This window comes from Nocardia sp. CDC519 (assembly GCF_059509835.1).
Genome location: NZ_CM183377.1, coordinates 2108698 through 2128059, shown reverse-complemented (window position 1 = coordinate 2128059; position 19362 = coordinate 2108698). Strand labels below are relative to the sequence as shown.

General features: G+C 68.0%; 22 protein-coding genes and 2 tRNA genes. 11 read left to right on the top strand and 13 right to left on the bottom strand.

Annotated features, from left to right (window positions below; translation table 11 throughout):
- Positions 1-267 precede the first annotated feature (267 nt).
- From rpmB to AC5W7N_RS09460, 3 genes are all read left to right on the top strand, one after another.
- A complete protein-coding gene (rpmB, locus tag AC5W7N_RS09470; protein ID WP_011210730.1) occupies positions 268-459 on the top strand; it encodes a 50S ribosomal protein L28 in 192 nt (63 codons plus the stop codon).
- Between the two features lie 107 nt (positions 460-566).
- The gene (locus AC5W7N_RS09465; protein ID WP_490724197.1) at positions 567-1112 is read left to right on the top strand and encodes a GNAT family N-acetyltransferase; all 546 of its coding nucleotides are present in this window, start codon (positions 567-569) and stop codon (positions 1110-1112) included.
- On the top strand, positions 1082-1870 hold the full coding sequence (locus tag AC5W7N_RS09460) for an enoyl-CoA hydratase/isomerase family protein (protein WP_495923543.1): 789 nt from the start codon (positions 1082-1084) through the stop codon (positions 1868-1870). Before AC5W7N_RS09465 ends, AC5W7N_RS09460 begins: the two co-directional genes overlap by 31 nt.
- Here the strand turns inward: AC5W7N_RS09460 and AC5W7N_RS09455 are convergent.
- Complete coding sequence (locus AC5W7N_RS09455; RefSeq protein ID WP_495923542.1) at positions 1852-2364, bottom strand: SgcJ/EcaC family oxidoreductase; 513 nt, start codon at positions 2362-2364, stop codon at positions 1852-1854. The genes AC5W7N_RS09460 and AC5W7N_RS09455 overlap by 19 nt on opposite strands.
- Positions 2365-2423: 59 nt before the next feature.
- On the opposite strand from AC5W7N_RS09455, the gene AC5W7N_RS09450 reads away from it, so the two are divergent.
- On the top strand, positions 2424-2891 hold the full coding sequence (locus AC5W7N_RS09450) for a MarR family winged helix-turn-helix transcriptional regulator (protein WP_495923541.1): 468 nt from the start codon (positions 2424-2426) through the stop codon (positions 2889-2891).
- Between the two features lie 3 nt (positions 2892-2894).
- On the opposite strand, the gene AC5W7N_RS09445 is transcribed toward AC5W7N_RS09450, so the two are convergent.
- The 4 genes from AC5W7N_RS09445 to AC5W7N_RS09430 form a co-directional block, all read right to left on the bottom strand.
- Positions 2895-3758 carry an alpha/beta fold hydrolase gene (locus AC5W7N_RS09445; protein ID WP_195019739.1) on the bottom strand — a complete coding sequence of 288 codons (864 nt, stop codon included), beginning with the start codon at positions 3756-3758 and terminating at the stop codon, positions 2895-2897.
- A 65-nt stretch (positions 3759-3823) separates the two neighbouring features.
- Entirely contained in the window at positions 3824-4063 is a 240-nt protein-coding gene (locus tag AC5W7N_RS09440; protein WP_495923540.1) for a hypothetical protein, read from the bottom strand.
- Positions 4064-4101: 38 nt separating this feature from the next.
- Positions 4102-4785: a uracil-DNA glycosylase gene (locus AC5W7N_RS09435; protein ID WP_163811575.1), complete on the bottom strand. Its 684-nt coding sequence runs from the start codon at positions 4783-4785 to the stop codon at positions 4102-4104.
- A gap of 11 nt (positions 4786-4796) precedes the next feature.
- Positions 4797-5774, bottom strand: coding sequence for a thiamine-phosphate kinase (locus AC5W7N_RS09430; RefSeq protein WP_495923539.1), 978 nt, complete (start codon positions 5772-5774; stop codon positions 4797-4799).
- 234 nt (positions 5775-6008) lie between these two features.
- On the opposite strand from AC5W7N_RS09430, the gene AC5W7N_RS09425 reads away from it, so the two are divergent.
- Entirely contained in the window at positions 6009-6773 is a 765-nt protein-coding gene (locus AC5W7N_RS09425) for a DUF3515 domain-containing protein (RefSeq protein ID WP_495923538.1), read from the top strand.
- Positions 6774-6782: 9 nt separating this feature from the next.
- On the opposite strand, the gene AC5W7N_RS09420 is transcribed toward AC5W7N_RS09425, so the two are convergent.
- The 3 genes from AC5W7N_RS09420 to AC5W7N_RS09410 are packed head-to-tail and all read right to left on the bottom strand — an operon-like array spanning position 6783 to position 9242.
- On the bottom strand, positions 6783-7085 hold the full coding sequence (locus AC5W7N_RS09420; RefSeq protein ID WP_194992006.1) for a DUF6191 domain-containing protein: 303 nt from the start codon (positions 7083-7085) through the stop codon (positions 6783-6785).
- A 20-nt stretch (positions 7086-7105) separates the two neighbouring features.
- Complete coding sequence (locus AC5W7N_RS09415; protein WP_195019740.1) at positions 7106-8203, bottom strand: D-alanine--D-alanine ligase family protein; 1098 nt, start codon at positions 8201-8203, stop codon at positions 7106-7108.
- A 43-nt stretch (positions 8204-8246) separates the two neighbouring features.
- Positions 8247-9242, bottom strand: coding sequence for an NAD(P)H-dependent glycerol-3-phosphate dehydrogenase (locus AC5W7N_RS09410; RefSeq protein WP_163811569.1), 996 nt, complete (start codon positions 9240-9242; stop codon positions 8247-8249).
- Positions 9243-9273: 31 nt separating this feature from the next.
- Between AC5W7N_RS09410 and cofC the strand changes: the two genes are divergently transcribed.
- The 3 genes from cofC (at position 9274) to AC5W7N_RS09395 (ending at position 13196) form a co-directional block, all read left to right on the top strand.
- Entirely contained in the window at positions 9274-9969 is a 696-nt protein-coding gene (gene cofC / locus AC5W7N_RS09405) for a 2-phospho-L-lactate guanylyltransferase (protein ID WP_495923537.1), read from the top strand.
- Positions 9970-10041: 72 nt separating this feature from the next.
- Positions 10042-12222, top strand: coding sequence for an RNA degradosome polyphosphate kinase (locus AC5W7N_RS09400; RefSeq protein ID WP_163811565.1), 2181 nt, complete (start codon positions 10042-10044; stop codon positions 12220-12222).
- Between the two features lie 50 nt (positions 12223-12272).
- On the top strand, positions 12273-13196 hold the full coding sequence (locus tag AC5W7N_RS09395) for an NUDIX hydrolase (RefSeq protein WP_163811955.1): 924 nt from the start codon (positions 12273-12275) through the stop codon (positions 13194-13196).
- Positions 13197-13336: 140 nt separating this feature from the next.
- Here the strand turns inward: AC5W7N_RS09395 and AC5W7N_RS09390 are convergent, their stop codons facing one another.
- From AC5W7N_RS09390 to leuC, 3 genes are all read right to left on the bottom strand, one after another.
- Positions 13337-14011, bottom strand: a complete 675-nt coding sequence (locus AC5W7N_RS09390) for an HU family DNA-binding protein (protein ID WP_036538453.1) — start codon at positions 14009-14011, stop codon at positions 13337-13339.
- 156 nt (positions 14012-14167) lie between these two features.
- Positions 14168-14776 (bottom strand): 3-isopropylmalate dehydratase small subunit, encoded by a 609-nt coding sequence (leuD, locus tag AC5W7N_RS09385; protein ID WP_036538454.1) that lies wholly within the window; start codon positions 14774-14776, stop codon positions 14168-14170.
- Positions 14777-14826: 50 nt separating this feature from the next.
- Positions 14827-16242 (bottom strand): 3-isopropylmalate dehydratase large subunit, encoded by a 1416-nt coding sequence (gene leuC, locus AC5W7N_RS09380; RefSeq protein ID WP_163811562.1) that lies wholly within the window; start codon positions 16240-16242, stop codon positions 14827-14829.
- A gap of 164 nt (positions 16243-16406) precedes the next feature.
- Here leuC and AC5W7N_RS09375 point away from each other — a divergent pair, with 164 nt between their 5' ends.
- The 3 genes from AC5W7N_RS09375 to AC5W7N_RS09365 all read left to right on the top strand — a co-directional run bounded on the left by AC5W7N_RS09375 (position 16407) and on the right by AC5W7N_RS09365 (position 18038).
- Complete coding sequence (locus AC5W7N_RS09375) at positions 16407-17108, top strand: IclR family transcriptional regulator (RefSeq protein WP_138447146.1); 702 nt, start codon at positions 16407-16409, stop codon at positions 17106-17108.
- An 81-nt stretch (positions 17109-17189) separates the two neighbouring features.
- Positions 17190-17711: a pyridoxamine 5'-phosphate oxidase family protein gene (locus AC5W7N_RS09370; RefSeq protein WP_495923536.1), complete on the top strand. Its 522-nt coding sequence runs from the start codon at positions 17190-17192 to the stop codon at positions 17709-17711.
- A gap of 144 nt (positions 17712-17855) precedes the next feature.
- The gene (locus AC5W7N_RS09365) at positions 17856-18038 is read left to right on the top strand and encodes a DUF5302 domain-containing protein (protein WP_163811558.1); all 183 of its coding nucleotides are present in this window, start codon (positions 17856-17858) and stop codon (positions 18036-18038) included.
- A gap of 790 nt (positions 18039-18828) precedes the next feature.
- Here AC5W7N_RS09365 and AC5W7N_RS09360 read toward each other — a convergent pair.
- Both AC5W7N_RS09360 and AC5W7N_RS09355 read right to left on the bottom strand, forming a co-directional pair.
- Positions 18829-18901: transfer RNA gene (locus AC5W7N_RS09360), tRNA-Glu, on the bottom strand.
- A 201-nt stretch (positions 18902-19102) separates the two neighbouring features.
- A tRNA-Gln gene (locus AC5W7N_RS09355) sits at positions 19103-19174 on the bottom strand.
- Positions 19175-19362: the final 188 nt, after the last annotated feature.

The following is a 19362-nucleotide window of genomic DNA, read 5'->3' as shown; positions in this document are numbered from 1 at the left end:
CCACTGCTGGCCAGATTAGCCGGATCGGCCGACATCGCCGCGGCTGCCGGCGAGCACGCCCCGGTGTGGCGCACAGCACCCGATCGGCGCGGTGACGGCGGCCGGTTTGGTGGATCGCGGGGCGGGCGGTTAATCTTGCAGGGTTGCCTCGCGCGGCCGCTTCGGCTTGCGCTCGCCGGTTCCTCCGGCAGGGCACTACGACATTGTTTCCGGACATGCTGTGTTGTGATGCAGCGGTCCCCCTATGACATGAAGGAGTTCGCGACTATGGCTGCCGTCTGCGACGTCTGCGCCAAGGGCCCCGGCTTCGGGAAGTCGGTCTCGCACTCGCACCGGCGCACCAACCGTCGCTGGAACCCGAACATCCAGACCGTGCGTGCGCAGGTCGCGCCGGGCAACACCCGCCGGATGAACGTCTGCACCTCCTGCCTGAAGGCAGGCAAGGTCGTTCGCGGCTGATCCGCCCGACGCACCACCTATAAGTACAGCCCCGCGCCCCGGCACCTTTCGGTGATCCGGGGCGCGGTCATGTCCGGACTCGGCCGGATCCGGGACAGAATAGGGCCATGCCCGCCCCGCGCCCCTACCGCATCGTGCCAGCGGCCGCCGAGCATGCCCGAGGTCTGGCGGAATGCCACATCGTGTGCTGGCGCGAGGCCTACCGCGGCCTGGTCCCCGACCATGTACTGGACGCCTTCGACATCGGCCAGCGCACCGACGCCTGGATCCGCCGACTGAACGAGCATCCGGGCCGCACCACCATCGCCATCACCGACGACACCGTGATCGGCTTCATCACCCTCGGCCCGTCCGTGTACCGCCCGGTGGTGACGCCACTCGAACTGAACGCGCTCTACGTGCGCTCACGGTGGTATGGCTCCGGCGTCGCCGATGACCTGGTGCAGTCCACGCTGAACCCGGACATCCCCTGCTCGCTGTGGGTGTTCGAACAGAATCCGCGCGCCATCGCCTTCTACCGCAAATACGGATTCACCCCCGACGGCGCCACCCGCACCGAGTATTTCGCCGCCGTCACCGAGCAGCGGATGGTGCGTCCGGAGGGCGCGATAGGGTCGTGGCCATGGCCACCACCGAACAAGCCGAGTACGTGAGCACCGTCGACGGCGTCCTGCAGATCACCATCGCCACCGCCGCCAACGGCACCTCATTGGATTTCACCGGTATCGCCGCGGGCACCGCGGCCCTGCGCGAGCTCGATCCCCAGGTGGGGGCCGTCCTGCTGACGGGCACCGGCGCCAACTTCTGCGCGGGCGGCAACGTCCGCGGTTTCGCCGCCGCGGAGGACCGTTCGGCCCACCTCTACGATCTCGCCGACCGGCTGCACGAGTTCGTGCGCGCGCTGGACGCGACCACCGTCCCGGTGGTGGCGGGCGTGCAGGGCTGGGCGGCCGGGGCAGGCATGAGCCTGGTGTGCGCCACCGATATCGCCCTCGGCGGACCGTCGACCAAACTGCGGCCCGCCTACCCGGGCGTCGGCCTGAGCCCCGACGGCGGCATGTCCTGGACGCTGCCCCGCATCGTCGGCAACGGCCGGGCTCGCGAGATCCTGCTCACCGACGCGATCCTGGACGCCGAACAAGCCGTGCGGCTGGGCATCCTCAGCCGCTTGGTCGCCGACGAATCCGTCCGCGACGAAGCGCTGGCCCTTGCCGTCTCGCTGGCCAACGGCCCGCGCAGCACCCACGCGAGCATCAAGACCCTGCTGAACCGCTCCACCACGGCCACCTTGAGCCAGCAGCTCGACGACGAGCGCGACGCCATCGCCGCCGCCGCCGGCACTCCGGCCGGACGCGAGGGCGTCGACGCCTTCGTCGGCAAACGCGCACCCGACTACCGCAGGCTCGCCTGAGGTCGACCGATTCCGAGCCGCCGGGCCCAGCGCCCCATCAGCTGGGCCATCCTCGACGGGAACGCGTCCGGTTCCGGCACGGTCACCGGACGCACCCGCCCGTTGTGGATGGCGGTGATCCGCCAGCCCACAGGCGTGCGCACCAGCACCACCGTCTGCCGGGAGAGCCTGCGCCTGGGCAACCGGGAACGCCACGGCATCAGCACCGAGCCGGTGCCATGCAGGATCGCTACGTCCTCGGTGACGTAGCGGATCGATTCCACCTCGCCCACCAGGGCCGATCCGGCCAGCACACCTCGGAAGAGCTTGTCGTGATTGCGCTGATGCTCGGCGCGGCCACTGGCCCGGGTGCCGTCGTAGGAGACGTAGTCGGAGTCCTCGGTGAACAGCGCGCCGAACGCGGCGGCGTCGTTGTCGGTCCAGGCCTGCTTGAAGTCGCCGAACAACGCCAGGATCGCGGTGTCGTCGGCAGTGCGGGTGAGGCTGTCGGTCATGGCGGTGCATCCCTGCTATCGTTTCGATGTTCGAAACGTACGATAACAGAAAGCTTCGAATGTCGAAAGATGAACAGATCGGCGCGATCGGACATCATTTGCGGTTGCTCCAGCAGAGCTTCGACACCTTCGACGAGGCAGCTGCCGCACGTCTCGGACTCAATCGCACCGATATGCGTTGCCTGGACCTGGTGCTCGAACGCGGGCCCATCGCGGCAGGAGAGCTGAGCGCTGCGCTTCGACTGAGTCCGGCCGCAACGACGACGGTCATCGATCGGCTGGTTCGCGCCGGATTCGCCACCCGCGCACAGGATCCGGACAACCGCAGGCGGGTGCTGGTCACCGCGACCGACGCCGCCCATGCGGTCGACGCGGAGATCTTCCGGCCCGTCGGCATGGCAGGCGCCCGCGCACTGAGCCGCTACGACGAAGAAACGCTCGCGGTCATTCTCGACTTCCTGCGCACCGCGCTCGACGTCCATCGGGAACAGACCCGGCTATTGGCCGACCGGGAGACGCAGGGCTGAGATTCAATCGTTCAGCCTCAGAATGAACTCGGCGACGGCGTCGGTGAAGGCGTCATTGTCGTCGCCGGCGGCCGTGTGAGCAGCCCCGCCGATTTCGACCATCCGCGCGTGCGGCACCAGTTCCCGGAAGGCCGCGGCACCTTCGGCGCTGACCACATCCGACTGCAATCCGCGCACCAGCAGCACCGGAATGGTCAGCGTGCGCGCGACTTCCTCCATCCGGCCGGTGATCTCGGACGGGTCCTCGGCGCGATCGGCGAGCATGTCCGGATCCCAATGCCAGTACCAGCGTCCGTCGCGCTCACGCAGATTGCGGCGCAGGCCGTCGGTGTTGTCCGGACGTGGACGGTGCGGCATGTACTCGGCGACGGCGTCGGCCACCTCGTCGAGACTGTCGAAGCCGTCGCGGTGCTTGCCGAGGAAATCCAGCACCCGCTGCACACCCTCCGGCTCCGGACGGGTGACGATATCGACCAGCACGAGGGCGCTGATCTGGTCTCCGCCGGGCACCGCGGTGGCCAGCAGGCCGGTGATGCCGCCCATGCTGGCGCCGACCACCACCGCCGGGCCGCCGAGTTGGCCGAGTACCTCGATCAGATCCTCGACCATCGTCTCGCGCCGGTAATCACGCTCGGCCGACCATTGACTGTCGCCGTGTCCGCGCGCGTCGAGAGTGACCACCCGCATTCCGGTGGCGGCCAGCTTGGCGCCGGTCTGCTTCCACGAGTGCCGGGTCTGCCCGCCGCCGTGCAGGAACACCACGAGCGGGCCGTCGGCGGGCCCGTACTGGTCGGCAGCGAGTTCGATCCCGCCCGAACCGCGCAAGCGCAGCCGGACGGGATCGACGAGATTGTTCGCACTACTCACGATCTGAGGATCGCACAGCCGCCACCTGGCGCCGGAACGAACCCCCGGGAATATTGGAACGGGTTTCAGCAGCCCAACGTTCCGGTGAAGATCACGCACGCGAACTTGGCGTGCACCGTCGCCGAAATGGTGGACGATCCGGACGAGGTGTACTGCTCGGAGACCGGCGCGGTGCTGGTCTCGGTGGCCGGTTCCAGCGCCAGCGGCGTCGCACCCGCGCTGGCCGCACCGGCGGCGAGCGCGGCACCGACGGCCAGGGTGGCGGTGGTGCCGCGTACGACGCTCCGGACGGTTCTGGTCTGCATGTCTCTAGCTCCTCACTTGTTTTCTATCGACGCCCGGTTCAGGGCAGACGCCAATCCACCGGTTCGGCTCCCAACTCGTCGAGCAGCTCGTTCACCCGCGAGAACGGGCGGGAACCGAAGAAGCCGCGCGACGCCGACAACGGCGAGGGGTGCGCGGATTCGATATAGGGCACCTCGGCCTCGGCCAGTGCGGGCTTCAAGGTCTGGGCATCGCGGCCCCACAGGATCGCCACCAGCGGCTCGTCCCGCGCGACGAGCGCACGGATGGCCTGCTCGGTGACGATCTCCCACCCCTTGCCCCGGTGCGAGGCGGGCTGGCCCGGCGACACCGTCAGCACCCGGTTCAGCAGCAGGACCCCCTGATCCGACCACGGGCTCAGGTCGCCGCACGAGGGTGTCGGATGGCCCAGATCCTTGCTGTACTCGGCGAAGATGTTGGCCAGGCTGCGCGGGATCGGCGAGACGTCCGGCGCGACGGAGAAACTCAGTCCCATCGGATGCCCCGGGGTGGGATAGGGGTCCTGGCCGACGATCAGCACCCGCACCGCCTCGAACGGACGCTGGAAAGCGCGCAGGACGTTCTCCCCCGCGGGCAGATAGCCGCGTCCGGCGGCGTTCTCCGCGCGCAGGAAATCGCCCATGGCGGAGATCTGATCCGACACCGGTTCCAGTGCCTTCGCCCAACCCGGATCCACGACTTCCGACAGTGGTTTCGCGCCCATGACCGGACAACCTATCGTGATCCGGGCCGCTGTGCCGAGTCCGCCCCGGCGAACGATTCCCAGCCGCCCCGCCCGGTTGGGCGCACCCCGTCGACGGTGACGCCCTGACCAGCGCCGACCACGCCGATTCTGGTCCAGCCCGCGGGCAGTTCGGTCGCGGCGGGCCAGGCCGCGGCGAAGGCATGATCCTCTCCGCCGGCCAGAATCCATTGGGCCGCATCGGCATCCAGCGCGGCGGCCAATTCTTCGAGGTGGACGTCGGTGAGCGCACTGCCGTCGAGGTCGATCGCGACCCGCGACGCGGTGGCCATATGGCCGAGGTCGGCGAGCAGGCCATCGGAGACGTCGGTGAGCGCGTGCGGGATCAGCCCGCTCGTCATCGCGTCCAGCACAGCCCGATACGGCGGGCGCGGAACTCGATGTGCCGCAACGGCTTCGGCGAACTCCGCGCGCTCCCCCACGCCCGCACTCAGAGCCGCGAGTCCCGCCGCGGACCAGCCGAGCCGCCCGGCCACCGCGATGACATCGCCGACCTGTGCGCCACTGCGCAGTACCGGTTGCGGCTCGATCGGATCACCGAACGCCGTCACCGATATCACCAGATGCGAGTCGCGCACCAGGTCTCCGCCCGCGATCGATCCGCCGCTGACCGCGGCTTCGGCCCACAGGCCATCGGCCAGGCCGTCGATCAGCGCGACCGGTGTCTCGCCCGGACAGCCGAGCGCGACGACGAACGCGGTCGGCACCGCGCCCATCGCGACCACATCGGCGGCGTTCTGGGCGATGGCCTTGCGGCCGATGTCGTAGGGGCTCGACCAGTTCAGCCGGAAATGGCGATCTTGCACCAGCATGTCGGTGGTGACCACGAATCGGCCACCCGGTGCGGCCAGCAGCGCGGCATCGTCGCCAGGGCCGAGCAGCACCGCGGGCGCCTGGGTGCGTCCGGTGTTGATGCGCTCGATCAAGGCGAACTCGCCGAGTTCGGCCACTGTCCTCGGCTGCGTGCTGCTGCTGATGGTCGGCCCTTTCCGTGTGCGGATCCGCGCTGGTCGACGCGGGCGCGCCGCCGAGGTGGATTCGCCCCGACGGTACCCTGTGCACGGGCTATCGGGTTACCGCCCGGTATCGCGGCCTGCCCGTATCGCCGGGGCGGCGCCGCGACGACCGGACGACCACCGCACAGTCCGCAATCGACAGTGAGACCAGGAAGGATCGGTGCGCGCATGGCGAGCACGCCGGACCACGATTCGGCCGAATCACCCGAAGAGGCCGGCGAATCGACCACGCCTGCCGAAGCCACGGGCGATAAGGCGACCGCGGGGGACGCGAGCACGCCCGCCACCGAGTCCGCGACGGCCGAGGAGTCCGCCCCGGCCGCCGAGTCCACCTCGGCCGAATCCGGTTCGGACGGCACCGAGCCCGGCACCGACGAACCGGCGACCGAATCCCGCGGCTCCGGCTATCCGCCGGCCTTGATCGCGACCGCCGTCGCCCTCCCGGTCGCCCTGGTGATCGCGGTGCTGGTCGCGGCGATCATGGCCCGCAATATGCCCGTCGAACGTGAACCGCTGGTGCTCGGTCCGGTGCCGGCGCCCGCCGCGGACAGCGAGGCGTGTGCGACGCTGCTGCCCGCGTTGCCCGCCGACTTGGGCGAGTTCACCAAGTCGACGCTGGTCGAGCCCGCGCCTCCGGCGACCCGCGCCTGGCAGCGCCCCGACGGCGGCGAGCCGATCGTGCTGCGGTGCGGATTGGATCGGCCGATGGAGTTCAACCGCGCCTCCCCCATCCAGATGGTGAACGAGGTGCAGTGGTTCGAGATCCCCGATCCGGATGCCGATGCCAGCACCTGGTTCGCCGTGGACCGCGCCACCTATATCGCGCTGACCATCCCCGGCGGTTCCGGGCCGACGCCGTTGCAGGAAGTGTCCGACACCATCACCGCGAATCTGCCCGCCCAGCCCCTGGACCCGGGCCCGCTGCCGAACTGAGCCGCCCGCTCAATCCTTGCGCAGCGTCGCCTTTCCGGAACGCAGATCGACGCCGACGTCGCCGGGTGCGCCCTCACCCGCGTCTTCCCGGTACATCAGCACCATCTGCTGCTGTTCGAATTGGTGTTGCCTGCCTGCGGCGAATACCGCGTCGAACTGTTCCAGTCCGATCGCGCCCGCGCTGCGGCCGTCCTCGTCACCGCGCATCCAGGGCAACGCCGTTCGACCGGTGATCCGGCGATACATCACGTCCCCGAAGGCGACCACGATGATGAGCAGGGCGAGCCCAGGGATGGTCATGGCCATCAGCATGGGATCGAGGGTACGCGCGCTCAGCGCAGTCCGGTACCGCGCGCCAGTGCCGTCTCGATGAGCGTGGATACCAGGGTGCGGTAGTCGATTCCGGTGGCTTCCCACATCCGCGGGTACATCGAGATCGCGGTGAAGCCGGGCATGGTGTTGATCTCGTTGATCACCGGGCCGTCGGCGGTGACGAAGAAGTCGACCCGCGCCAGTCCCTGGCAGTCCAGGGCGCGAAAAGCCCGCACGGCCAGCGCCCGGATCTCGTCGCTGATGTCGTCGTCGAGCTTGGCCGGGACATCGAATTCGCAGATGTCGTCGAGGTATTTGGTCTCGAAGTCGTAGAACTCCGGTGCCGCGGCGTCCACCTCGGGCATCCGGATCTCGGCGATCACGCTGGCCTGGATGCGCCCGTCCGGGAATTCCAGCACACCGCATTCGACTTCGCGGCCGACGATGCCCGCCTCCACGATCACCTTCGGGTCGTGGGCGCGCGCGGCCGCGATGGCCGCGTCCAGCTCCGCCCAGTCGGTGACCTTGGTGATACCGATGGATGATCCACCGCGCGCGGGCTTGACGAACACCGGCAATCCGAGCCGTTCCCGATCGGCCTCGCTCACCGTCACATCGCGGGAGCGCAGCACCACCTGCGTGCCGATCGGCAGACCTTCGGCCGCCAGCAGTTTCTTGGTGAATTCCTTATCCATACCGGCCGCACTGGCCAGCACACCGGGACCGACATACGGAAGGCCCGCCAGTTCGAGCATGCCCTGGACCGTGCCGTCCTCACCGAACGGACCGTGCAGCACGGGGAAGACCACATCCACCGAGCCGAGAGCCGCACCGGGATCGCCGACCGGGATCAGATCGCCGGATCGGCTCGGATCGGTGGCGAGCAAAAGTTCGGTGCCGGAGTCGTCGACCGCGGGCAGACTCTGCGCACCGAAGCCGAGCGCGGCGACATCTGTGCCACCGAGCATCCAGGTGCCCTGGGTGGTGATACCGATCGGGACGGCCTCATAGCGCTCCGGGTCCAGGTTGCGCAGCACGGCGCCGGCCGACACACAGGACACGGCGTGCTCGTTACTGCGCCCGCCGAACACCACAGCCACCCTGATCCGGTTTGTCATGCTCGGAACCGTACCCGTTGCGGGGCCGGGTACACGCGCCGGACTACTCGGGTTTGATCCGACGACCCAGCAATTTGCCGACCGCCTCCGGCACCGGCATTCCCTCATGACAGACCTGGTGCACGGCGTTGGTCAGCGGCATCTCCACATCGTGCGCGGCGGCCAGCGCCCGCACCGATGTGCACGACTTCACACCCTCCGCGACCTGGCCATGAGTGGCTTCCTGGGCGGCCTGCATGGATCCGCCCGCACCGAGGACATGACCGAAGGAGCGATTGCGCGACAGCGGCGAGGTGCAGGTTGCCACCAGATCGCCGACGCCGGCGAGTCCGGCCAGTGTGACCGGTTCGGCTCCCAGCGCGACGCCCAATCGGATGATTTCGGCGAGGCCCCTGGTGATGAGGCTGGCGATGGAGTTGTCGCCGAGGCCCATGCCCGCGGCGATGCCGCAGGCGAGAGCGATGACGTTCTTGCAGGCCCCGCCGATTTCGCAGCCGATGACGTCGGTGTTGGTGTAGGGCCGGAAGTATCCGGTGGCGCAAGCCTGCTGGACGGCGACCGCACGGTCGGCGTCGCTGCACGCCACCACGGTGGCCGCGGGCTGCCCGGCCGCGATCTCCCTGGCCAGATTCGGGCCGGACAGCACCGCGACCCGGCTCGGCTCGGCGCCGGTGACTTCGGAGATCACCTGGCTCATCCGCAGCAGCGTTCCGGTCTCGATGCCTTTGGCCAGGCTCAGCAGGGTGGTGTCGGGGCCGATAGCGGGCTTGAACACCTCGAGATTGGCGCGCAGCGATTGCGAGGGCACGGCGAGCACGATCAGTTCGGCGCCGTCGAGGGCGAGATGGTAATCGTCGGTGGCCCGCACCGGCGGCAGCTGGATTCCGGGCAGGTAGTCCGGGTTGCGATGTTCGGCGTTCAGCGTCGCCGCCACCTCCGCTCGGCGCGCCCAGATGGTGACGTCCGATCCTGCTTCCGCCAACACCTTCGCGAATGCGGTACCCCACGATCCCGCACCAAGCACTGCCGCCCTCGTCATCAGCCCAATATGCCATGGAAAGATCGGGGCCATGCGTTCGCACACCGTGCACGCCGTGATCGCGGTGAAGAGTCTCGATCGTGCCAAGTCCCGCCTGGCCGATCGACTGCCGCCGCGCGAGCGCGCGGACCTGGTGCTGGCGATGTTCACCGATACCGTGCGCGCCGCGACGGCCGTCGGGCAGCTCGCCTCGGTCACCGTCGTCACCCCGGATCCGGCCGTCGCCGAACGCGCGGGCAGGCTCGGCGCGCGCGTGCATCCCGAACCCATGACCGGCTCCGGCGGTCCCGACGATCCCGACGGACTCAACTCGGCGCTGCGCGCGGCGGCCGACGAGCTGCGCCGCAGGCACGGCCCCGTCGATCTGCTGGCCCTGCAGGCGGATCTGCCCGCGCTGCGCGCCGGCGAACTAGCCGACATGCTCGCCCGCGCGCCCCGCGCCGCCCGCTCGGTCGTGGTCGATCACGCGGGCAGCGGTACCGCGGCCCTGCTGGCCCGCGCCGCCGTGGCACTCGATCCGGCTTTCGGTCCGGGGTCGGCGCAACGGCACATCGCCGCGGGTGCGGTGCGGCTCGACGGCGACTGGCCGGGCCTGCGCCTCGACGTCGATACCGCGGCCGATCTCGACCGCGCGATCACCCTCGGCGCCGGCGCCGAGACCCGCTCGGTGCTGCGCGACATCGGCTGGTGCGGCCGTGTTCACGCCCCCGTCCCGCACGTGTGCTAGCCGGTCGCCACGGCGGGGGTGATTCGCGTGGCAATCACGGTGTCAGGCTGCACACCGGCCGGTTTGTAAGGGATGATCGTTGGCGTGAGCGATACCGAAACCGTCAAGCAGCAGCAGGTGCTTCCCACTCCACCGCCGGCGGCGGCACCCTTGCAGCCCGGTTCCCCGGCCCAGCGGTTGCCGGCCGATCGCTACCTCAATCGGGAATTGAGCTGGCTGGACTTCAACGCCAGGGTGCTGGCCCTCGCCGAGGACGCGTCGCTGCCGTTGCTGGAGCGCGCCAAATTCCTGGCCATCTTCGCCTCCAACCTGGACGAGTTCTATATGGTCCGGGTCGCCGGCCTCAAACGCCGTGCCGAGACGGGGCTTTCGGTGCGTTCGGCCGACGGCCGCTCCCCCAGTGAACAGCTGGAGTTGATCGCGGCAAGGGCACAGGAGATCGCCGATCGCCACGCCCGCGTCTTCCTCGATGACGTGCTGCCCGCGCTCACCGCCGAGGGCATCGCGATCATCGACTGGGCCGATCTCGACGAGGCCGAGCGGCGCAGACTCTCGGCGCATTTCCAGGATCAGGTGTTTCCCGTCCTCACCCCGCTCGCGGTGGATCCGGCGCACCCGTTCCCCTATATCAGCGGCCTGAGCCTCAACCTCGCGGTGACGGTGCAGGACGCTACTACCGGCGGTGAGCATTTCGCCCGCGTCAAGGTGCCCGACAATGTGGACCGGTTCGTGCGGGTGCGCCGCACCGATTCCGGTTCCGGTGCGGTGGCAGCGTTCCTGCCGATGGAGGCACTCATCGCCGCGCACCTGGATCAGCTGTTCCCCGGCATGCGGGTGGTGGAACATCATTCGTTCCGCATCACCCGCAACGCCGACTTCGAGGTCGACGAGGACCGCGACGAAGATCTGCTGCAAGCCCTGGAGCGGGAACTGGCCCGGCGCCGGTTCGGCTCGCCGGTGCGGCTCGAGGTCTCCGACGATATGACCGAGCACATGCTCGAACTGCTGCTGCGCGAGTTGGAAGTCGATCCCGGCGACGTCATCCAGGTGCCTGGTCTGCTGGATCTGTCGTGCCTGTGGCAGGTGTACGGGGTGGACCGTCCCGGCCTCAAGGACGCGCCCTATGTGCCCGCGACCCCACCCGCGTTCGGTGAGCGGGAGACCCCGCGCAATGTGTTCGCCGCGCTGCGCGAAGGGGACGTGCTGGTGCACCACCCCTACGATTCGTTCTCCACCAGCGTGCAGCGGTTCATCGAACAGGCCGCTGCCGACCCGCAGGTGCTGGCGATCAAGCAGACCCTTTACCGCACCTCCGGCGATTCGCCGATCGTCAACGCGCTCATCGACGCCGCCGAGGCGGGCAAGCAGGTCGTCGCACTGGTGGAGATCAAGGCGCGCTTCGACGAGCAGGCCAATATCAAATGGGCACGGACGCTGGAGCAGGCCGGCGTGCACGTGGTCTACGGGCTCATCGGCCTCAAGACCCACTGCAAGACCTGCCTGGTGGTGCGCCGCGAGGGCGCCACCATCCGCCGCTACTGCCATATCGGCACCGGCAACTACAACCCGAAGACCGCGCGGCTCTACGAGGACGTCGGATTACTCACCGCCGCACCGGAAATCGGCGCCGACCTGACCGATCTGTTCAACTCGCTGACCGGCTATTCGCGCAAGTCCGATTACCGCAATATTCTCGTCGCCCCGACCGGTGTGCGCGCCGGAATCATCGAGCGAATCCAGCGCGAGATCGAACTCGCTCAGAACGGGCAGCCGGGCCGAATCCGGCTGAAGGCCAATGCGATCGTCGACGAACAGGTCATCGACGCGCTGTATCGCGCCTCGCAGGCCGGGGTACCGGTACAGGTCGTGGTGCGCGGAATCTGCGGGCTGCGCCCCGGTGTACCGGGAATGAGCGACAACATCGAGGTGCGTTCGATTCTCGGCCGGTTCCTCGAGCATTCCAGGATCATGCATTTCCAGGCCCAGGACGAGTACTGGATCGGCAGCGCCGACATGATGCACCGCAATCTGGACCGGCGGGTGGAAGTCATGGCCCAGGTGAAGGATCCGAAACTGCGCGACCGGCTCGGTTCGGTATTCGATTCGGCGCTCGATCCGATGACCAGGTGCTGGGTACTGCAACCCGATGGCAGCTGGCAGGCCTGGCCCGAACGCAGCGGTGCCGACGACGGCGCGCAGGTCCGGGATCATCAGGCGTATCTGATGCGATTGCGGCGGCCGGATCAGCAGTGAGCGCGACGACCGGTTTCGCCACCAATGGTGGGTTGTTCCGGGATTCCCGGATGCAGGCCAATATCCACGCCGCCGGTGCCGTCGTCTGGCGGCACGCACCCGACGGGTCAGGTGCGGTCGAGATCGCGGTGATCCACCGCCCGAAATATCAGGATTGGTCGCTACCGAAAGGCAAACTCGATCCCGGCGAGACCCCGGTGCTCGCCGCGGCGCGCGAGGTCGCCGAGGAGACGGGGCTGCGCTGCCGCCTCGGCCGCTATCTCGGCCACGTCACCTATCCGGTGCCGGGCCATCGCAAGCTCAAACGCGTCTATTACTGGGCCGCCCAGGTGATCGATGGCGCCTTCGAAGCCAATGCCGAGGTCGACGAGTTGGTCTGGCTGCGGCTGGATCAGGTGATGGATGAGCTGTCGTATCCGATGGATCGGCAGGTCGTGCGCGCATTCACCCGGCTACCCGCGGCGACGAGCACGCTGCTGCTGGTCCGGCACGCGAAAGCCGGGCGGCGCGACCGGTTCAACGGCCCCGATGATCAACGACCGCTGGAACGGGCCGGACGCAAACAATCGCTGGCCCTTGTGCCGAATTTGCTCGCTTTCGGCGCGAGCGAGATCTATTCCGCCGATCCGTTGCGCTGTGTGCAGACGGTGCAGCCACTGGCCGGGGAATTGGACGTGGCGATCGGAATCGAACCGCTGCTGTCGGAATCCGGTTATGCGGCCGCACCGGACCGGGCGCGCGAACGGGCCCGCGAACTGGTCTCCGATACCGCTGTGCGCGTGCTGTGCAGCCAGGGCGCGGTGATCCCGGATCTGATGAGCTGGTGGGCCGAACGCGACGGTGTGACGCTGCCGCCTGCCCGCAACCGCAAGGGCAGCGTGTGGGTCCTGTCGTTCGTCGACCGCCGGCTGGTGGCCGCCGATCATCTGGACCGGTCGCTGTCGATCGACGTGGGGCCCGACGCCCCCGAGTGAGCCGCGCGGCTGCCTCGAATACGACGAACGGCCCCGGGGATCTCCCGGGGCCGTTTCGCGTTCGGTACCGCGGGTGGAGGTATCCACCCGGTGGACTGGCGTCCGCGCGCGACGGGCTGAGTTACGCGCCTGACGTCGGATCAGCGTGCGCGGCGGGCCGGAGCCTTCTTCGCCGCGGTCTTCTTGGCGGTGGTCTTCTTGGCCGCCGTCGTCGTCTTCTTGGCGGCGGGAGCCTTCTTGGCGGCGGTCTTCTTCGCGACCGTCGTCTTCTTGGCGGGCGCCTTCTTGGCCGCCGTGGTGGTCTTCTTGGCGGCGGGCGCCTTCTTCGCGGCCGTCTTGGTGGCCGTCGTCTTGCGCGCGGTGGTCTTGGCCGGCGCCTTGGTGGCTGCCTTGCGAGCCGTGGTCTTGGCGGGGGCCTTGGTGGCCGCCTTCTTCGCCGCGGTCTTCTTGGCAGCGGTCTTCTTCGCGGCCGTTTTCTTGGCCGCGACCGGCGCATTCACACCGCGTTTCACCGCGGGCCCGGTGGCCGCCAGCTTTTGCTTTCCGGCAATGACGGCCTTGAACTGGGCACCGGGACGGAACGCGGGCACCGAAGTGGGCTTCACCTTGACGGTTTCGCCGGTGCGCGGGTTCCGCGCGACACGGGCCGCGCGCTTGCGCTGTTCGAATACTCCGAATCCGGTGATGGTGACGCTTTGACCTTTGTGCACCGCGCGCACGATGGTGTCGACCACATGCTCGACTGCCGCGGTGGCCGTGCGCCTGTCAGTACCCAACTTTTCGGTCAGAACGTCGATCAGTTCCGCCTTGTTCATTGAATCCTCCGCAGACTAATGGCCCGTCGTCGGACCGACTAGGTACCACGGTAAACCCACTTTGGGCAAGAGTCTATGTGCCACGCCAAAATTCATGTGGTTTAGCACACGTACAGCTACCGCCCCGGTCGGCGCCCAGCTAACCGCCGCAGGTGATTACGTCTGCGAAATATGCGCCGGAAGGGTTGTGGGTTTCCAACTTGGCCTTGCCTTTTCGAACTCGGCGATCTGCTCGCTACGCCGCAGGGTCAGCCCGATGTCGTCCAAACCTTCCAGCAGACGCCACCTGGTGTAGTCATCAATATCGAACGGCAACACGATGGTTCCTGCCGTCACCGTGCGCGCCTCGAGGTCCACAACCAATTCCAGTCCGGGCTGTTCCTCGAGCAACTTCCAGAGCATTTCGACATCGTTCTGTGACATCTGCGCGGCCAGTAGACCACCCTTACCCGCATTGCCCCGGAAGATGTCGGCGAAACGGGACGAGATGACCACCCGAAAGCCGTAGTCCGACAGTGCCCATACCGCGTGCTCACGGGAGGATCCGGTACCGAAATCCGGGCCGGCCACCAGCACACTGCCCCGATTGAAGGGTTCGGTGTTCAGAATGAAGTCCGGATCCGTTCGCCAGGCCGCGAAGAGACCGTCTTCGAATCCGGTTCGGCTGACCCGCTTCAGATAGACCGCGGGGATGATCTGATCGGTATCGACATTGGATCGGCGCAGCGGAACCCCGATCCCCTTGTGCACGGTGAAGGCTTGCATCTGATTCTCCTGAGTCTGATTCGGCTTCGACGGGGCGACTTACTGGCGGGTCAGTCCAGATCCGCAGGCGAGGACAGCGTTCCGCGCACCGCGGTGGCGGCGGCGACCAGCGGCGACACCAGGTGGGTCCGGCCGCCCTTACCCTGCCTGCCCTCGAAGTTCCGGTTCGAGGTGGACGCGCAGCGCTGGCCGGGGGCGAGCTGATCGGGATTCATTCCCAGGCACATCGAACAACCGGCCTGGCGCCATTCCGCGCCGGCGGCGGTGAAAATCTCGCCGAGTCCTTCTTTTTCCGCCTGTGCTCGCACCCGCATAGAACCCGGTACGACCATCATTCGGACTCCGTCGGCCACCTTGCGGCCCTTCAAAACCTCGGCGACGGCCCGCAAATCCTCGATCCGGCCATTGGTGCACGATCCGACGAATACGGTGTCCACCGCGACCTCGCGCAGCGGGGTACCCGGCACCAAATCCATGTATCGCAGTGCCTTCTCCGCGGACTCACGAGCCGATTCATCGGCGATCTGGGCGGGGTCGGGGACCCGGTCGCCCAGCGGGGCGCCCTGCCCCGGATTGGTGCCCCAGGTGACGAACGGGGTCAGCTGATCGGCATCGATGTGCACCTCGGCGTCGAAAACCGCGTCCTCGTCGGTCTTCAGCGCCTCCCAGGCGGCCACCGCGGCGTCCCAGTCGGCCCCCTGCGGCGCGTGCGGGCGGCCTTTGAGGAATTCGTAGGTCGTCTCGTCCGGAGCGATCATGCCGGCCCGGGCGCCCGCCTCGATGGACATGTTGCAGATGGTCATCCGCGCTTCCATCGACATGTTCCTGATGGCCTCGCCGCGATATTCCAGCACATAGCCCTGTCCACCGCCGGTGCCGATCTGCGCGATGACGGCCAGGATCAGGTCCTTGCTCGTGACGCCGGGCGCCAGCGTGCCGTCGACGGTGATCGCCATGGTCTTGAACGGGCGCAGCGACAATGTCTGGGTGGCCAGCACGTGTTCGACCTCGCTGGTGCCGATTCCCATGGCCAGCGCGCCGAAAGCGCCGTGCGTGGAGGTATGGCTGTCGCCGCACACCACCGTCATTCCCGGCTGGGTCAATCCCAGCTGCGGACCGACCACGTGCACGATGCCCTGATCGAGATCGCCCATCGGATGCAGGCGTACCCCGAATTCCGCGCAATTACGCCGCAGCGTTTCCACCTGGGTGCGCGAGACCGGATCGGCGATCGGTTTATCGATATCGATGGTGGGGACGTTGTGGTCCTCGGTCGCGATGGTGAGATCGGGCCTGCGCACCTGGCGGCCTGCGGCGCGCAGGCCGTCGAAGGCCTGCGGGCTGGTCACTTCGTGCACCAGGTGCAGGTCGATGTAGATCAGGTCGGGTTCACGCGCGGCGCCTTCGCCTTCACCACGGGCGACGACGTGCTGTTCCCATACCTTCTCGGCCAGCGTGCGTGCCATGTATCGATCACCTTTCGGGCTGGCATCCGGTGTGCCGCTCTGGGCTGGCGGCGCCGGATGCGCGACATGAGGGGAATTCGCATTCAGTGATCCGAGAGCCCGGAATCCCGGTACCTGGAACCCGAGGCTAGGAATCTCAGCATGCGAGACGCTAATATCGTTCTATGAGACAGCATAGCGGTATCGGCGTCCTGGACAAAGCGGTGGCCGTGTTGTATGCGGTGGCCGAGCAACCGTGCGGCCTCAACGAACTGTGCGAACGCACCGGGCTGCCCCGCGCCACCGCCCACCGGCTGGCCGTCGGCCTCGAGGTGCACCGGCTGCTGAGCAGGGACAACAGCGGTTCCTGGCGCGCCGGTCCGGCGCTGGCCGAGCTGGCGGCGGGCGCCAGCGATCCGCTGCACGACGCGGCCTCGGCCATTCTGCCGCGGTTGCGCGAGATCACCGGCGAGAGCGTGCAGCTGTACTGCCGTGACGGTAACGCCCGCGTGTGCGTCGCCGCGCTGGAGCCGCCTGCGGGTCTGCGCGACACCGTGCCCATCGGGGCGCGGCTGCCGCTCACCGCGGGTTCGGCGGCGAAGGTTCTGGTCGCGTGGGCGGATCCGGAATTGCAGCGATCCATCCTCGCCGACGCCGTCTACAGCGAACGCGCGCTGGCCGAGGTCCGTAAGCGTGGCTGGGCGCAGAGCGCCGCCGAGCGGGCCAGCGGGGTGGCCAGCGTGTCGGCGCCGGTGCGCGATCCCGGTGGTTCGGTGGTGGCCGCGGTGTCGGTGTCCGGCCCGATCGATCGCATGGGACGCAGGCCCGGCGCCCGGTGGGCGGCCGATCTGGTGGCCGCCGCCGACGCCCTGCACAAGCGGCTCTGAAATCCGCTGCGCTACCGCTGCCGCCGGCCGCCCGGAGCGGCTGCTCTACCCGAGGGCACCCGCCCTCACTACAGTCGACCCATGGGAGTCAATCAACGGTCGCAGATCGTCATGTCCGACAGCGAGATCACCGATTTCTTGACGCGCAGCCGCGTCGCCACGCTCGCCACCCTTGGTGCGAGCGGCGCACCGCATCTGACCGCGATGTGGTACGCGCTGATCGATACTGCGGACGGCGGCCTGCCGGAGTTGTGGTTCGAAACCAAGGCCAAGTCGCAGAAAGCGGTGAACATGCGCCGCGATCCGCGGGTGACGTGCATGGTGGAGGCCGGCCAGACCTACGACACGTTGCGCGGTGTGTCGATCGAGGGCCGCGCGGAGATCATCGATGATCCGGAGATGCTTTTCGCGGTCGGTGTGAGCGTCTGGGAGCGTTATACGGGCCCTTACAGCGAGGAGATGCGCCCGTTCGTGGAGACCATGCTCAACAAGCGGGTGGCGGTGCGGGTGGTCGCCGACCGTATCAGGAGCTGGGATCACCGCAAGCTCGGTCTGCCCGAGATGCCTTTGGGCGGCACCACCGCGCACGCGCTGGACGACTGAATTCCGCCTGACGCGTTCGGGCCCCGGTTAATCCACCTGACAGGACCGCCGCGGCGGGCTAGCGTCGAGGTGTTCGAGACGTTTCGGCCGGGCACCGCCCCCGCTCGCCGGGCGCGGTCTCGGCCCGACCACAAGGAGCACACCATGTCGGAATCGAGTGGTTCCCATAGCAGCGCCGACGAAGTGAAGCGCAAATTCCGGGAGGCACTGGAACGCAAGAACGAGCACCACGCCCGCTCCGCCGATCATTTGGACGGCCACTCCAAGGCAACCGGCCCGCACGGCAACGCCAGCCACAAACGCGAGTTCCGCCGCAAGAGCGGATAAGTGCCACCGAGCCGCCGGCCTGGCGCGGGAAGCCCGGCCAGGCCGGTAGGCGATTCACCTCGGCCGCAAGGCACGAAACGCGGCGATCAGCCGCGACAACGAACAGCAGCCCAGCCGGCGAAGCCTCGAGATCCCGCTCGCCGCGAACAGCCGAGAACCTGCTTCAGCCACCAGCCCCGCAGGCCCTCAGCGTGTCTCCAGCGGCCGACCGGCAACAACCCCCACACCGCAGCCACCTTCCAGGCGACTCTCCCACCAACGCATCCTCACCGGCAACGTCGCTCGATCGGCCACCTCACGCAGGACCTCCACAGAGGACATGGCCGTTCCCCCCAACTCCCCCGGCACGAAGCACCCAGAGCGCGAAGCACCCGCGAGAAAGTCCGGGGATGCCTCTTCGGGCGGGATGTACGGTTCGCATCCCAAAGAGAGCACGCCCCGAAGGGAGTCCGGGGACGAAGCCTCCCGGGCGGAGTATGCGGACTACATCCCGAAAAGCGAAGCACCCCCCAGGGGTCCGTGGACGAAGCCCTCCGGTGGCAAAGCCCTCCGGCAGTGTCTGGGGCCGGCGAGAATCCGCCCCGAAACGGGTGCCCGACAGCGGGGATCCGGACGCGAATCCCTCCGGCGGGGTTCGGGGCCGGTGAGAACCCGCCCCGGGACGGGTGCCCGGCAGCGGGGGTCCGGGGGCGAAGCCCTCCGGGCGGGGTCTGGGGGTTGCACCCCCAGAAAACAATGCGAAGCAGAAAAAGGCTCACGCTCTTCGTGAGCATGAGCCTTCCATTCTGCGTAGCCCCGACGGGATTCGAACCCGCGCTACCGCCTTGAGAGGGCGGCGTCCTAGGCCGCTAGACGACGGGGCCAGGACTTGGATCAACCTCTGGCTGAGGTGTATCCGGGTGATCTTTCGATCGTTCTGATCTCTCGATCAGGCTCGGCAAGCTTAACCGGCCGAGGCTCGGCGACCAAATCGCCTGGATGAGCGTCCGGCGAACCTGCTCGCCGTCGCGAGGAGGATTCTTCTCTTGCCTTATGGGCGTGAGTCGAAGCTGGAGCTTTCTCCGCTGGGGTACCAGGACTCGAACCTAGAATGGCTGAACCAGAATCAGCTGTGTTGCCAATTACACCATACCCCAATGACCAGCACCTTCGACCTCGTGTCTGGGTGACTCCGAGGCCGTGTTCCGGCCGAGAAGAAGAGTACCAAACGAGTGCAGGGTGACTACAAATCGCCTGGTCAAAGCCCCATTTTCGGGCGGTGGGGGGGCGCTGTGCACACAACCACCCCCCCCCAAGACCGTCGGCTCCGCCGGTCCGCGGTTGT